Genomic DNA, 11,749 nt, shown 5'->3' on the forward strand with positions numbered 1-11,749 from the left:
TCAAACGATGGCGCCGCGCAGCACCAGGTACAGCACGAACACCGCGTCCAGCCCCAGCACCATGGCGCCGGGCCAACGCCGCCGCGCGGCCAGCATCAGCGTGTAGACGAAGCAGCCCAGCGCCAGCGCCACCATCAGGTCCGCACAACAGGCGGTGACCAGCAACATCAGCAGCGGCGGCAGGTAATTCTCCGGCGTGCTGGTATCGAGGTCGCGCAGGCCGTCGAGCATGCACAGTCCCACCATCACCAGCACCGGCGCCGTCGCGCAGGCCGGAATCGCCGTCAGCAAAGGCCCGAAAAACAGCGCCAATCCGAATAGCGCGGCCACCACCACGCCGCTCAAGCCGGTGCGCGCGCCAGCCTCCACCCCGGCCACCGATTCGACGAAAGCGGTGACGGTGGAGGTGCCCGCGGCCGCGCCGATCACGCTGCCCAAGGCGTCGGATGCGAAGGCCGCCCGCGCGCTTGGCAAGTCGCCGTTAGGTCTCAACAGCCCGGCGCTGCGGATCACGCCGAACATGGTGGCGGTGCCGGAAAAGAATTCGATCAGCAGAAAGTACAGCGTCACCGGCAGCAGCAACATGAAGTGCGAGGAAAATCCACGGAAGTCGAGCGCGAACAGCAGTTCCCCTGTGAAGGTCGGCACCCCGAACCAGTGATCCGGCAGCCGGGTCAACGCGCGCCCTTCCGCGTCGGCGACGAACAAGCCGACCGCGCTCACCACCAGCATCGTCAGCAGGAATGCGCCCGGCACGCGCCGCACCAGCAGCATGGCGGTGAACAGGATGCCGCCCAGCGTTAGCCACGCGGCGCCGTCGTGCAGGCGTGAGAAGGCCACCAGCGAGCCCGCGTCGCCCACCAGCAGGCCGCCGCTGCGCAATCCGAGCCAGGCGATGAACACGCCGATCGAGCATTGCATCCCGATTTTCACCGGCTCCGGAAATGCGGCCACGATGCGCGCCCGCCATTTAGTCAGTGACAGCACCAGAAACACCAGCGCGTTGAGCAGCACCATCGCCAGGCCGGTCTGCCACGGAACGCCCATTTGCGCGACCACCACCTGGGCGAACACGATGTTGGTGCCCATGCCCGGCGCCAGCGCGATCGGCAGGTTGGCCCACAAGGCCATCACCAGCGTGGCCGCCATGGCCGAGACGATGGTGGCCAAAAACAGGCCGTTGCGGTCCATGCCTGCGGCGGCCAGGATCAACGGGTTGACGACCACGATGTAACTCATCGCGGCGAAGGTGGTGCAGCCGGCGATCGCTTCGCGCGCCGGCGTGGTGCCGCGCGCACTGAGCTGGAAGAAGCGGTCGGCCCGCGCGGCAAGGCTCATGGCGCGTCCTTCGGTGGTTGTCGGGCTATGCATGATCGAGCAGCGCCTGGATCTGCGCGCGGGTCGGCAGCGCCGAGCGGGCGCCGATGGCGGTGACGGCGATGCTGCCGGCGGCACAGGCGTAGCGCAACGCGCTCGCCGGGGCCTGCCCTTCCAGCAGCGCGGCCAGGAAGGCGCCGTTGAAGCTGTCGCCGGCCCCGGTGGCGTCGACCACGCGGGCGGGGAAAGCCTGCTGTGTTAAAAACTGAGCGGGATCGCGGGCCGCCAGCATGGCGCCGCGCGCGCCGCAGGTCACCACCAGCATGCGCGGTCCGTGCGACAGCAGGCCGGCCATGCCGGCGGCATCCGGCTCGGCGCCGATGACGGTGCGGTAGGTGCTGTCGTTCATGAACACCAGATCGGCCATGGATAGCAGCCGATGCATTTCATCCGGACCGGCCACCATCGCCGCCTCGATATCGATCGCCAGCGGCACGCCCGCCTCGCGCGCCAGCTGCTGCAACCGCTCGAACTCCGGCAGGTTGTAGGGCATCGCATACAACAGGCGGCACTGCGCCAGCGCCGCGGCGAAGGTCTCCTCTTGCAGGGTCGGCCCCGGCATCGGCGAATACACCAGCGCCTTCTCGCCGCTGGCCTCGATGATGATCAAAGCCGTCGGCGACGTCGCCCCGGGTACCACCCGCACATGATCGAGCGCGACGCCGAAGCGTTCGTACTCCCGGCTCAGGAACGCACCCTCGGCATCGCCGGCGATGCGGCCGTAGGCCAAGGTCGGCCGGCCCAGCAGACTGGCCGCGCAAGCCACGTTGGCGACGGTGCCGCCGGCGAACGGCGGCAGGCGCCGCCCCAGCACCTTCTGGTCGGCCGCCGGCGCCCGTTCGACCGTGAACAGCAGATCGATATTGGGGTCGCCAAAGGCCAGCAGGTCGAAACGGCGGCCGTCTGGAAAACTGAAAAGATCACGCATGCACATGTTCCTGAAAGACCGTTCCGCTCAAAAGCGCCGACTGAACTGGGCGCCGAAGATACGCGGGTTGGAATCGTTGACAAAGCCGGTCAGATTATTGAAGTCGATACCCCCCACCAGTTGCACGCGGTTGGTGATATTGCGGCCGAACAGCGCCACCTCGTTGCGGTCATTGTCCCATTTGTACCCGAGCCGCAATCCACCTGTCAACAAAGGCTTGCCGGTGAATTCGGCGGAACGGTACAAGGTGAAGTTGACGGCGCTGCGATACACCCAGTCGGTGTAGACGTAGAATTCGCCGTTGGCCACCGGGTAGGTGTATTTCAGCGAGGTGTTGGCGCTCCAGCGCGGGGCCTGCGGCAGCGGATTGCCGTCGATCAGAACCAGGGTCGAACCACCCTTGACGACCGTCGGATTGAGCACCGTGCAGGCGGCGCAGGCGCCGACCGTCAAGCCGGGATCCTTGATCCTGGTGTGGTTGTAACTGCCGCCAAAACTCCACAGCAGGTTCTCGCCGAGGTAGGCGTCCAGGTCCAGCTCCGCGCCACGGCCGGCGCTGCGGTCGGCGTTCAACAGGATCGCCGAGTTGGAGGTGCCGCCGACGGCCGTCAGTTGCAGGTCCTTGACCGTGTAGCTGTAGACGTCGAAGCTCAGACGCGCCTTGCGCTGGAAAAGGTCCGTCTTGAAGCCCACTTCATAGGACGTGATGGTTTCCGGCCGCGCCACCGACATCGGATTGAACGTGGCCGCCGGCTGGATGGTCGCGCCCCGGAAGCCGGTGGCGACGCGCGCGTACAGGTTGGCCGCCTCGCTGAGCTTGTAGACGCCGCTCATATCCCAGTTGACCTTGGAAACGCCGGTGCTGGTGGCCAGCCCGGTCGAAGCGTCGATGTCGGAACCGCCGCCGGGCTTGTTGTTCGGCTCCGTAACCAGATCCTTGTTATCGCGTGTATAGCGCACGCCGGCGCGCAGGTTGACGCGCGGCGTGACGTCGTAGTTGGCCGACCCGAAGACGGCGTAGGCGTCGTTCTTTTGGTGCGAGCGGATGTCCGACGTGAGCGCACCGCCGCCCAGCGTGTCGTAGCTGTAGCTGTCGATCTGGTAGCGCTCATCGAAGTAGAACAATCCGGCCTGCCATTTGAGCGCCTGCCCGGCATCGGACTCCAGGCGCAGCTCCTGGGTGAACTGGTGATGGCCCTTGGTGCCGTCGGCCGATTCAACCACGAACGGGATGAAGCCCGGGCCGGAAGGCGGCGCGTAGACCGCTCCGTAACCGCCGTCGATGTCGCCGCGGCTGAATACGCGAACGGTTTCGTAACCGGTCACCGAATGCAGGGTGACGCCGTCCAGCCGCCACTTCAGGCGCAGGTTGCCGCCGTGGTTTTTCAGGTACTGGCCGTTCTGGCCATCGGTGGCGACGCTGCCGACGTCGAAGCCCGGCACCAGCGCGTCGCTGCCCTTCTGGATGATATTGGCACGGAACAGCGACGCGCTGCCGTTCATCGTGCGCTGGTGCAGATTGGCCAGCGCCTCGAAGCCGCCGCTCGGCTTATACAGCAACTGGGCGCGCACGGCGGTGTCGTTGTAGCCGCCATACTGGTCGGACGTGCCCTGGCGCGAATTGCCGATCCAGTCGTCGCGGTGCTGTCCGAGCAGCGACACCCGGGCCGCCCAGTCGCCACCCAAGGGCAGATTGAGCGCACCCTCGACGCTGGAGGTGTTGTGGGTGGCGCCGGACAAGGTGAGATAGCCACCCGGAGTTTGCGACGGCCGCACGGAATCGAATTTGACCACGCCGGCCGGCGTGTTGCGGCCGAACAGGGAACCCTGCGGCCCGCGCAGCACCTCGATGCGCTCAAGGTCGAAAGCCGGGAAGCCCTTCAGCACCGCGCTCTCCTGTACCACGTCGTCGTAGATCAGCGAGACCGGCTGCGAGGCGTTCTGATGGAAATCGACGTTGCCATAGCCGCGCAGATAAAAGCGCGGGAAGCCACGTCCGAACGAGGACTCCACCTGCAGGCTGGGCGCGCGGCCCGCCAGCATCTGCATATCCTGTCCACCGGAGTTGAGCGCGTTCAAGGTCTCCTCGCCGATGATGGTCGCCGAGACGGGAACGTTGCGCACATTCTCCGCGCGCCGCTCGGCGCTTACCGTCACGGTCTGCAACTGGCCGGCGGTCGCCGGCGACCGGGTCTGCTCCGTCTTCTGCTCCGCCCCCTGCTCCTGCGCCCGCACGGCGACAGGCACCGCCGCCACGGCCAAGGCCACACCCACCATGGCCGCGCCTTCAATTTTGAGCATCCGCATACAATTCCTCCCGCGTTGATTAGATTAGCTTTTATGTCCGTAGTAAATTCTATAGTGGTACGGACCTCAAGTTAATTTATTTTTTTATTTTAGATATTTGTTGCGTTTACAGCGAATTAAGGTTGAGTTTCTTCCACATAGATGCAATCATGGTACGTACCACTAAACATCCAAACAAAAATGACAACCGATTACACACCACCCGCCTACATCACCTTCACCGGCATCGACCGCGCCGATCTTCTGCCTGGGATGCTCGCGCTCTCGGCGCGCTACCCGATCGAATGGGGCGTGCTGCTCGACGCCGCGCAGGAGGGATCGCCGCTGTTCCCCACCTCCGGCGTGCGCCGCGTTCTGCAAAGCGCGCCGCTGCGGCTGTCGGCCCACATCTGCGGCGCCGCCGCGCGCAGCATCGTCGAAACCGGCGACGCCGCGATCGACCTCGCGGGGTTTTCCAGGGTTCAGATCAACCATGGGCGCGCAGGCAGCAGCGACGGAGAGATCCGCAACAGCGCCATCTTCGGCGCGCGGCAAGGCGTGCGGGCCGCGTTGCAATGCCAGGGCGACTTCCCGTCCGACACGCGGGTGGACTGGCTGTACGACGTCTCGTTCGGGACCGGCGTGCGGCCGACCACCTGGCCGGCGGTGAGGGCGGGCCTGCCGTTCTGCGGCTACTCGGGGGGACTGGGTCCGGACACGGTCCGCGACACTCTGCTAAAGTTCCAGATCGCCGGAGACGCCAGCTACTGGATAGACATGGAGTCCGGCGTGCGCACGGAGAACCGCTTCGACCTGGCAAAATGCGAAGCGGTGTGCCGCATGGTGTTCGATGAACTGCGACTCGCTAAATAACGCGTCAACTGAATACATCTGAAACACGTAGGGCGGATTAGCGCAGCGTAATCCGCCAAGCTCCGTCGGCGGATTATGGCGGATTACGCTGCGCTAATCCGCCCTACGAAAATCAATTTCACTGGAGAGCATAGTGCGGCGAACAATTATGATCATGGCCTGCGCGTTGGCGCTGATCGGCACGCAGAACGCCGTGGCAACGACGACCATCCCCAAGATCATCATCGACAGCGACTTCGGCACCCTCAACGACGATGGCCAACTGCTTGCCATCGCCGCCCAACTCCAGGCGCGCGGCCGCATCGAGGTACTCGGCCTCACGGTCGTCTCGGGGAACAAATGGCTGCGCCAGGAGGTGGGCGACGCGCTGAAAGCCGTCGAACGCCTGGGCATCGAACAACAAGTGGGCGTCTACGCCGGCGCCAACCTCGCGCTGTCGCACGACCTTGCCACCATCCGCGAAGAACAGCGACAACACCCGGGCGGCGACGGCTACCTGGGCGCGTGGAACTGGCCCGAACCCAAGTCCGACACCGATATCAAGGCACCACCCGACGGTCCCGCGCAACACACCAAGGTACGCGACCAACAGGCCGCCGACTTCATCGCCGACAGTGTCCGGCGCCATCCGGGACAAGTCACGATACTGGCCATCGGCCCGCTGACCAACATCGCGCTGGCCGTGCGGCGCCACCCCGACATCGTGCCGCTGATCGGCCGGATCATCTACATGGGCGGCGCGTTCGACGTGGCCGGGAACACCACGCCGACGGCGGAGTTCAACTGGTGGTTCGATCCGGAAGCCGCGCGCGAAGTCCTGCGGCTGCCGCTGCGTCACGTCATATTCCCGCTCGACGTCACCAACACCGTTCAAATCGACAAGCAGGTCTACGACCGCGTCGTCAACGGCGCGGCCAGGGATGGCATCATCGCCAGATTATTCAAACAGCTCAACGGCTATGGCTACGACGGGAAGAACGGCTTTGAAACCAATCCAGCCTACCGCACCGACGTTTGGGACACACTCACCCTCGCCTACCTGGCCGATCCGACCTATGCCACCCGCTCCGCGCGGCGCTGGATCGACGTCGACACCACGGTCGGCGCCAACAACGGCCGCTCGATCGGCCACGCGACGGCGCAACCGGGACTGCAACCTGCGACCGTGGTGCAACGCTTCGACAACCGGCGCTTCTTCGATTTTTATGTGGACGGCCTGACAGCCCCGGTCCCGGTGTCCACCAAAGCGGCGGCGGACAAAGCCAACTAAGAAGCAAAACATGTGGCCGCCCCTTTGGCGACGCGCTGCGCTGTTATTGCTATACTTGCAAGCAGCGCAGCCAACCAAAGAAAAAACCCATGCTTGAACTCAGACCGACCTGTGAACACTGCGATAAATCCCTGCCGCCAGAGGCGCTGGACGCGCGCATCTGCAGCTACGAGTGCACCTTCTGCGCCGACTGCGTCGAGAACGTCGTGTCGAACGTCTGCCCCAATTGCGGCGGCGGTTTCACGCCAAGGCCGGTCAGGCCGTCGAAGAACTGGAAGAACAACAATTACCTCGGCAATGATCCGGCCAGGACGGAGATCAAGCACAAGCCGGTGGATGCGGCGACGCACGCCGCCTTCGCCGCTGAAATAAAAGCCATCCCGCCCGAGGCGAGGTAAAGCCGGACGCGCTCCGGTTGATCACTCGGCGTGGATCAAACCGAGGGTCAGCCCTTTCAAGGTGGCGGCGGTCCGGGTTGAACATTCGAGTTTGCGGAAGATGCTCTCGACGTGGGTGCCCACCGTGGAGGGACTGATCTGCAGCTCGCGCGCCACCTCCTTGTTGCTTTCTCCAAGACTGAGCCGGCGCAGTACCGCGATCTCCCGCTCCGACAGCAGCTTCCTGCGCGGCGACGCGGGTTCGCCCGCCTCGACGCAAGTGCCGTCGGCGGCGGCGATCGCGAAGTTCACGGCCTGCATGTCGAAGCGCCCGGCCGCCGCGTCCTCCGACAGGATACGCGCCGCCTCCGGCGCCGCGCACGCGGCGCGCCAGGGGCGCGGCATGCACAACGCGGCATACGCTGCAGCTGCCGCCAGTATCCGTTGCGGCATGTTGAGCGAGTCGGCATCGAGGTCGCGGTAATAGCCGCTGCCGTCGAGCCGTTCGTAGACATGGGACGCGAGCGCCGCCTCCGCCCGCAGCGAGGGTATCTGCACGCCGGCACGCGCCATCCAATATGGCACCAGACGCACCTTTTCCCAGTCCGCCATCCCGAGCTTGCCGGCGCGCTCCCAGACGATGTTCGGCACCGCCGCGCGGCCGACACCGTGGATGAGCGCGGCGCGTCCCAGGCAGCGCTGCTGGGACGGCGACAGGCCGGCCAGTGCCCCCGCGCGTTCGGCAAGGTCGGCCACGCGGCGCGAATAGCCCAGCAACCATGGCAATTTCAGCTCGATCGTGTCGGCCACGATGGTCAGGGACACATGTTCGGTCAACGCCGGAATCTGCGCCGGACAGGCCGGCGCCTCGATCGCCTCGAGCCATGCCCCGGCATGCGTGGCCAGCAGGCGCACCAGATCGGCCGGATATTTCTTGTCGGCGCGCGTGGCGATCAGCCGCAGCGCCTCGTCCACGCCACGGGCGCGCGTCAGAAGCTCCAGATCCCCCGCCAGGTTGGCGTGGTACACCAGGCGTGGAATCTGCGGGTCGGACAGGCGTTCGGGTGTGCCGCCGCCATCGTAGTGCTCCCAGAAGCGCCGCAGCCCGGTCTCGACCTCCTCCGGCAAGCCCATCACCTGTGCGATCGCGCCCGACACCTCGCAATGGATGCGGGCGAGCGGCTCCACGCTGGTAAAGGTCATGCGGTTGTCGGGCGGGAGGGTCCCCAGCAGCATCGCGTCGCGCCCCGCGACATCGTCGCCCAGCAGCGCGGAAAAACCGCTGGCGTTGGCCGTGCATCCCGACCAGCGCAGCAAGGTCACCAGCCGCACGTGGCCGCACGCCCCCGGCTCGGCGCCGTCGGCCAGCGCCAGCCGCTCGGCCAGATGGGCCGAGCGTATCGATTGATTGGTGGGCTGGCCCATGCTCAAGTCGCCGACCATGGCCAGCAGTTGGACGGCTTCCTCGACGGTGACGGTGTGGTCTTGTTGCATTTTTGTACTGTAGAGGAAAACCCTGTCCACGGCAACCCGAAGCGGCGCACGGCCTTGTCCACTTCCGCCGTCTAAACGGTCGGCGTGGTACCGCCATCGATCACGAATTCGGCGCCATGGACCGAGGCCGCCAGCGGCGACAGCAGAAACGCCACCAGCTCCGCCACCTCGTTGGGCCTACCGGGACGGCCGATCGGGATTCCGCCCAGCGACGCCATGAGTTCCTCCCGCGCCTCGTCCTCGCTGCCTTGCCTGTGTGTCGCCATGCGGGTGATCAGGGCCTGAGCGGCGGTCGTTTCAATGAAGCCGGGCGAGACGGCGTTGACACGAATCCCGCGCGGGCCGAATTCGTTGGCCAGCGATTTGCTGTAGTTGGCAAGGGCGGCCTTGGCGGCGGCGTACGCCACGGTCGACTCGAACAACGGCAGCCGCCGCTGGATCGACGTGATATGGACGATGGCGCCGGCGCCGAGCTCCAACATCGCCGGCAGGAACGCGCGGTCGAGCCGCACGGCCGCCATCAGGTTGACCTGGAACGCCGCGTCCCACATGTCGTCGGTCAGCGCCAGCGCGCCGCCGCTGGGGGCGGACGAGCCGCCCACATTATTGACAAGGAAATCGAGATGGCCGAACTCGCGCTTGACGGCGTCGGCGACGTAAGCCGCCCCTTCCGCGCCGGACACGTCCGCTTCGAGGTAGCGCACCCCGGCCAGCGGCTCCGGCGGCAAGTGGCGCGCCGGGGCGATGACCGTCGCGCCTTCCTCCACCAGCTTGCGGACGATAGCCTCCCCCATCCCCTTTGTGCCGCCGGTGACCAGGGCGTGCTTGCCTTCGAAGAGATAGCGGCTCATGGCTTGACCTCCAACGATTGGATGCTTCCGGCGCGCAGCACGAAGTTGAAGTTCAACGCGACGGGGCTGCCCGGGAAACTGCCCCGGACGGTCGCCCGCAGAATGTGGCGGCCATCGGTTTCCTCCAGATCGACCGGCTCTATCGTCGCGCGGTACTTCTCGCCGGTTTCGGCGACCCATGCGGCGATTTCTTCCCGGCCGTGATGCGTGTGGCCTTCGTCATGGACGATGGCCTCCTCATGGAAACACGCCGCGGCGCGCGGCGCTTCCTGGGCGTTGGTGGCCTCGACGTACTCGGTGATGGTTTGTGGAAATTTGTTCATGTCATTCTCCTCAATGTGTGAAGCCAGTGTATATTCGGCCATCATGAAGAAAAAGGATGTCAATGGACATGCGCTATGAACCAATGGTTCAAAATAGGCCGTTATGAGTTCGCTTGATTTGATTCGACTGTTTCTCGCGGTGGCGGATGATCGGAGCTTCACCCGGGCGGCCAGGCGATTGAACATCACGCCGACGGCGGTGAGCAAAGGGGTGCGCGCGCTTGAGAAAAGGCACGGCGTGCCGCTGTTCGTCAGAACCACCCGCAGCGTTTCGCTGACCGATGCCGGGGCTGGGCTGCTGGCCGCGCTCAAGCCGGCGGTCGGCCAGATCGACGAGGCGTTCGACGAGTTGTCGCGGTTCCAGAGCCGCCCGTCGGGCCATCTGCGCCTGACCGCGCCGCGCGCCTTCGGCTTTCTCGTCGCCCGCTTCCTGGTGCCGCGCATGCGCGCCGCCTACCCCGACATCACCTTCGACCTGTCGCTCGACGACGGCCTGGTCGACCTGGTGACGGCGGGCTACGACGCCGGCATCCGGCTGGGACAGGCGATCGCGCAGGACATGGTGGCCATCAGGCTTAGCCGGCCGCTGTCGTGGTCGCTGGTGTCGTCGCCGGGCTACTTCGAGCGCTCCGGCACTCCCGAACGGCCACGCGATCTGCTGGGGCATCAAACGCTGCGCTATCGTTTCTCCACCTCCAGCCGCCTGCCGCCCTGGCGCTTGACCGGCGGCGACGGCGAACTGCTGCTCGACACCGACGCCGCGCTGACCGCCAACGATACGCAAATGCTTGCCGAGTGGGCACGCCAGGGCATGGGCATCGCCTACCTGCCCGACCTTGAAATCGACGAGGACGTGCGGCGCGGGCGACTGGTGCGGGTGCTGGCGGAGTTCGTGCCGGAGACATCCGGACTGTTCCTCTACTTCCCCATGCGCACCCAGAACCAGCCGAAGATGCGCGCGCTGATCGAGCAGGTGTCCCGGCTTGCCGACGAAGGCGCGCTGGATGTCAGCTGCGCCCGCTAGTACCCAAATGCCTACTTATTTGGTTGCCGCGACCGCGTCGAGGATCACCTTCGCCACCTCGGCGGGACGCGACTGCTGCGGCACGTGGCTGGCCGGCAGTTCGGTGGTCTTGGCGCCGATCTTCTTGGCCATCGCGTGCTGCAAGCCCGGGTCGATCATGCGGTCGCGCGCGCTGACGATGAACCACGACGGTTTGCTGGTCCAGGCGGCGGCGCTCACCTTGTCGGCGAAGGCCTTGGCCTGGATCGGTCCCTGGGTCGCGGTCATGACGGCGGCTTGGGCCGGCGTCACATCCTGGGCGAAGTCTTCGCGCATCGCCGCTTCGGGCAGGCTCAGGAAACCTTCGCCGTCGGCGACGAAACGCTTGGTGCCCGGGGCCGCGGGATAGCCTTCGCCGGTTTCGGCGGTCGACTTGCCGGCGTCGGGCGCGAAGGCGGCCACGTACACCAGGCTGCGCACCTTGTCGTGCTGGCCGGCGTCGGTGATCACTGTGCCACCCCACGAATGGCCCACCAGCACAACCTTGCCCGGCTGGGCCGCGATCGCGCGGCGCGTTGCGGCGACGTCGTCGGCCAGCGAGGTGAGCGGGTTCTGGACGGCGGTGACCTTGATGCCTTTGGCCTGCAGCAGCGGGATCACCTTGGCCCAGTCGGAACCGTCGGCGAAGGCGCCGTGCACGATGACGACGGAGGGCTTGGCGCTGGGATCGATAGAGGCCGCACTTGCTTGCGGGACGATAGTTGCGAAGGCGGTTGCGATGGCGAGCAGGCGCAGCGAGGTTTTGATGGTGGTCATGGCGTTCTCCGTTTGGTTTGTTGGGTAAGTGAAACCAGTGTAGGGAGAATGCTGGTAAGGCGGTATCGGGTGAATGGCCTATGCGGTTGTCCTGCCACCGCTCGCATCGACTCGCGCGGACTGCGGAATCGGCTGGCTGTGCACCGCGGAT

Annotated in this window: 11 protein-coding genes; 4 read left to right on the forward strand and 7 right to left on the reverse strand. The window is 65.8% G+C overall.

The window, feature by feature from the left end:
• Genes AC07P1_RS18475 through AC07P1_RS18485 form a run of 3 tightly spaced genes read right to left on the reverse strand, consistent with a single transcriptional unit; the run spans position 1 to position 4,606 of the window.
• Positions 1-1,371, reverse strand: a complete 1,371-nt coding sequence (locus tag AC07P1_RS18475; protein ID WP_494697184.1) for an NCS2 family permease — start codon at positions 1,369-1,371, stop codon at positions 1-3.
• Positions 1,364-2,305 carry a carbohydrate kinase family protein gene (locus AC07P1_RS18480; RefSeq protein WP_494697185.1) on the reverse strand — a complete coding sequence of 314 codons (942 nt, stop codon included), beginning with the start codon at positions 2,303-2,305 and terminating at the stop codon, positions 1,364-1,366. The genes AC07P1_RS18475 and AC07P1_RS18480 overlap by 8 nt, the downstream gene beginning before the upstream one ends.
• A 27-nt stretch (positions 2,306-2,332) precedes the next feature.
• Complete coding sequence (locus AC07P1_RS18485) at positions 2,333-4,606, reverse strand: TonB-dependent receptor (RefSeq protein ID WP_494697186.1); 2,274 nt, start codon at positions 4,604-4,606, stop codon at positions 2,333-2,335.
• A 186-nt stretch (positions 4,607-4,792) separates the two neighbouring features.
• Here AC07P1_RS18485 and AC07P1_RS18490 point away from each other — a divergent pair, with 186 nt between their 5' ends.
• The 3 genes from AC07P1_RS18490 (at position 4,793) to AC07P1_RS18500 (ending at position 7,132) form a co-directional block, all read left to right on the forward strand.
• A complete protein-coding gene (locus AC07P1_RS18490; protein ID WP_494697187.1) occupies positions 4,793-5,464 on the forward strand; it encodes a hypothetical protein in 672 nt (223 codons plus the stop codon).
• Between the two features lie 133 nt (positions 5,465-5,597).
• Complete coding sequence (locus AC07P1_RS18495; protein WP_494697188.1) at positions 5,598-6,734, forward strand: nucleoside hydrolase; 1,137 nt, start codon at positions 5,598-5,600, stop codon at positions 6,732-6,734.
• A gap of 89 nt (positions 6,735-6,823) precedes the next feature.
• Entirely contained in the window at positions 6,824-7,132 is a 309-nt protein-coding gene (locus tag AC07P1_RS18500; protein WP_494697189.1) for a DUF1272 domain-containing protein, read from the forward strand.
• Between the two features lie 21 nt (positions 7,133-7,153).
• Here AC07P1_RS18500 and AC07P1_RS18505 read toward each other — a convergent pair whose 3' ends face one another.
• The 3 genes from AC07P1_RS18505 to AC07P1_RS18515 form a co-directional block, all read right to left on the reverse strand.
• Positions 7,154-8,605 (reverse strand): HD domain-containing phosphohydrolase, encoded by a 1,452-nt coding sequence (locus tag AC07P1_RS18505; RefSeq protein ID WP_494697190.1) that lies wholly within the window; start codon positions 8,603-8,605, stop codon positions 7,154-7,156.
• A gap of 71 nt (positions 8,606-8,676) precedes the next feature.
• Positions 8,677-9,456 carry an SDR family oxidoreductase gene (locus AC07P1_RS18510; RefSeq protein ID WP_494697191.1) on the reverse strand — a complete coding sequence of 260 codons (780 nt, stop codon included), beginning with the start codon at positions 9,454-9,456 and terminating at the stop codon, positions 8,677-8,679.
• Positions 9,453-9,779 (reverse strand): nuclear transport factor 2 family protein, encoded by a 327-nt coding sequence (locus tag AC07P1_RS18515; RefSeq protein WP_494697192.1) that lies wholly within the window; start codon positions 9,777-9,779, stop codon positions 9,453-9,455. The genes AC07P1_RS18510 and AC07P1_RS18515 overlap by 4 nt, the downstream gene beginning before the upstream one ends.
• Before the next feature lie 103 nt (positions 9,780-9,882).
• Between AC07P1_RS18515 and AC07P1_RS18520 the strand changes: the two genes are divergently transcribed.
• Positions 9,883-10,803 (forward strand): LysR family transcriptional regulator, encoded by a 921-nt coding sequence (locus AC07P1_RS18520; RefSeq protein WP_494697193.1) that lies wholly within the window; start codon positions 9,883-9,885, stop codon positions 10,801-10,803.
• Positions 10,804-10,818: 15 nt separating this feature from the next.
• On the opposite strand, the gene AC07P1_RS18525 is transcribed toward AC07P1_RS18520, so the two are convergent.
• Entirely contained in the window at positions 10,819-11,598 is a 780-nt protein-coding gene (locus AC07P1_RS18525; protein WP_494697194.1) for an alpha/beta fold hydrolase, read from the reverse strand.
• Positions 11,599-11,749: the final 151 nt, after the last annotated feature.

The organism is Duganella sp. GW821-FHT07F09, from assembly GCF_059418705.1.

What these genes read in the sequence shown, in the direction of transcription:
- AC07P1_RS18515 (WP_494697192.1), bottom strand. Translation starts at nt 9,779, where the DNA reads ATGAACAAATTTCCACAAACCATCACCGAGTACGTCGAGGCCACCAAC.
- AC07P1_RS18485 (WP_494697186.1), bottom strand. Translation starts at nt 4,606, where the DNA reads ATGCTCAAAATTGAAGGCGCGGCCATGGTGGGTGTGGCCTTGGCCGTG.
- AC07P1_RS18500 (WP_494697189.1), top strand. Translation starts at nt 6,824, where the DNA reads ATGCTTGAACTCAGACCGACCTGTGAACACTGCGATAAATCCCTGCCG.
- AC07P1_RS18480 (WP_494697185.1), bottom strand. Translation starts at nt 2,305, where the DNA reads ATGCGTGATCTTTTCAGTTTTCCAGACGGCCGCCGTTTCGACCTGCTG.
- AC07P1_RS18490 (WP_494697187.1), top strand. Translation starts at nt 4,793, where the DNA reads ATGACAACCGATTACACACCACCCGCCTACATCACCTTCACCGGCATC.
- AC07P1_RS18520 (WP_494697193.1), top strand. Translation starts at nt 9,883, where the DNA reads ATGAGTTCGCTTGATTTGATTCGACTGTTTCTCGCGGTGGCGGATGAT.
- AC07P1_RS18510 (WP_494697191.1), bottom strand. Translation starts at nt 9,456, where the DNA reads ATGAGCCGCTATCTCTTCGAAGGCAAGCACGCCCTGGTCACCGGCGGC.
- AC07P1_RS18475 (WP_494697184.1), bottom strand. Translation starts at nt 1,371, where the DNA reads ATGCATAGCCCGACAACCACCGAAGGACGCGCCATGAGCCTTGCCGCG.
- AC07P1_RS18505 (WP_494697190.1), bottom strand. Translation starts at nt 8,605, where the DNA reads ATGCAACAAGACCACACCGTCACCGTCGAGGAAGCCGTCCAACTGCTG.
- AC07P1_RS18525 (WP_494697194.1), bottom strand. Translation starts at nt 11,598, where the DNA reads ATGACCACCATCAAAACCTCGCTGCGCCTGCTCGCCATCGCAACCGCC.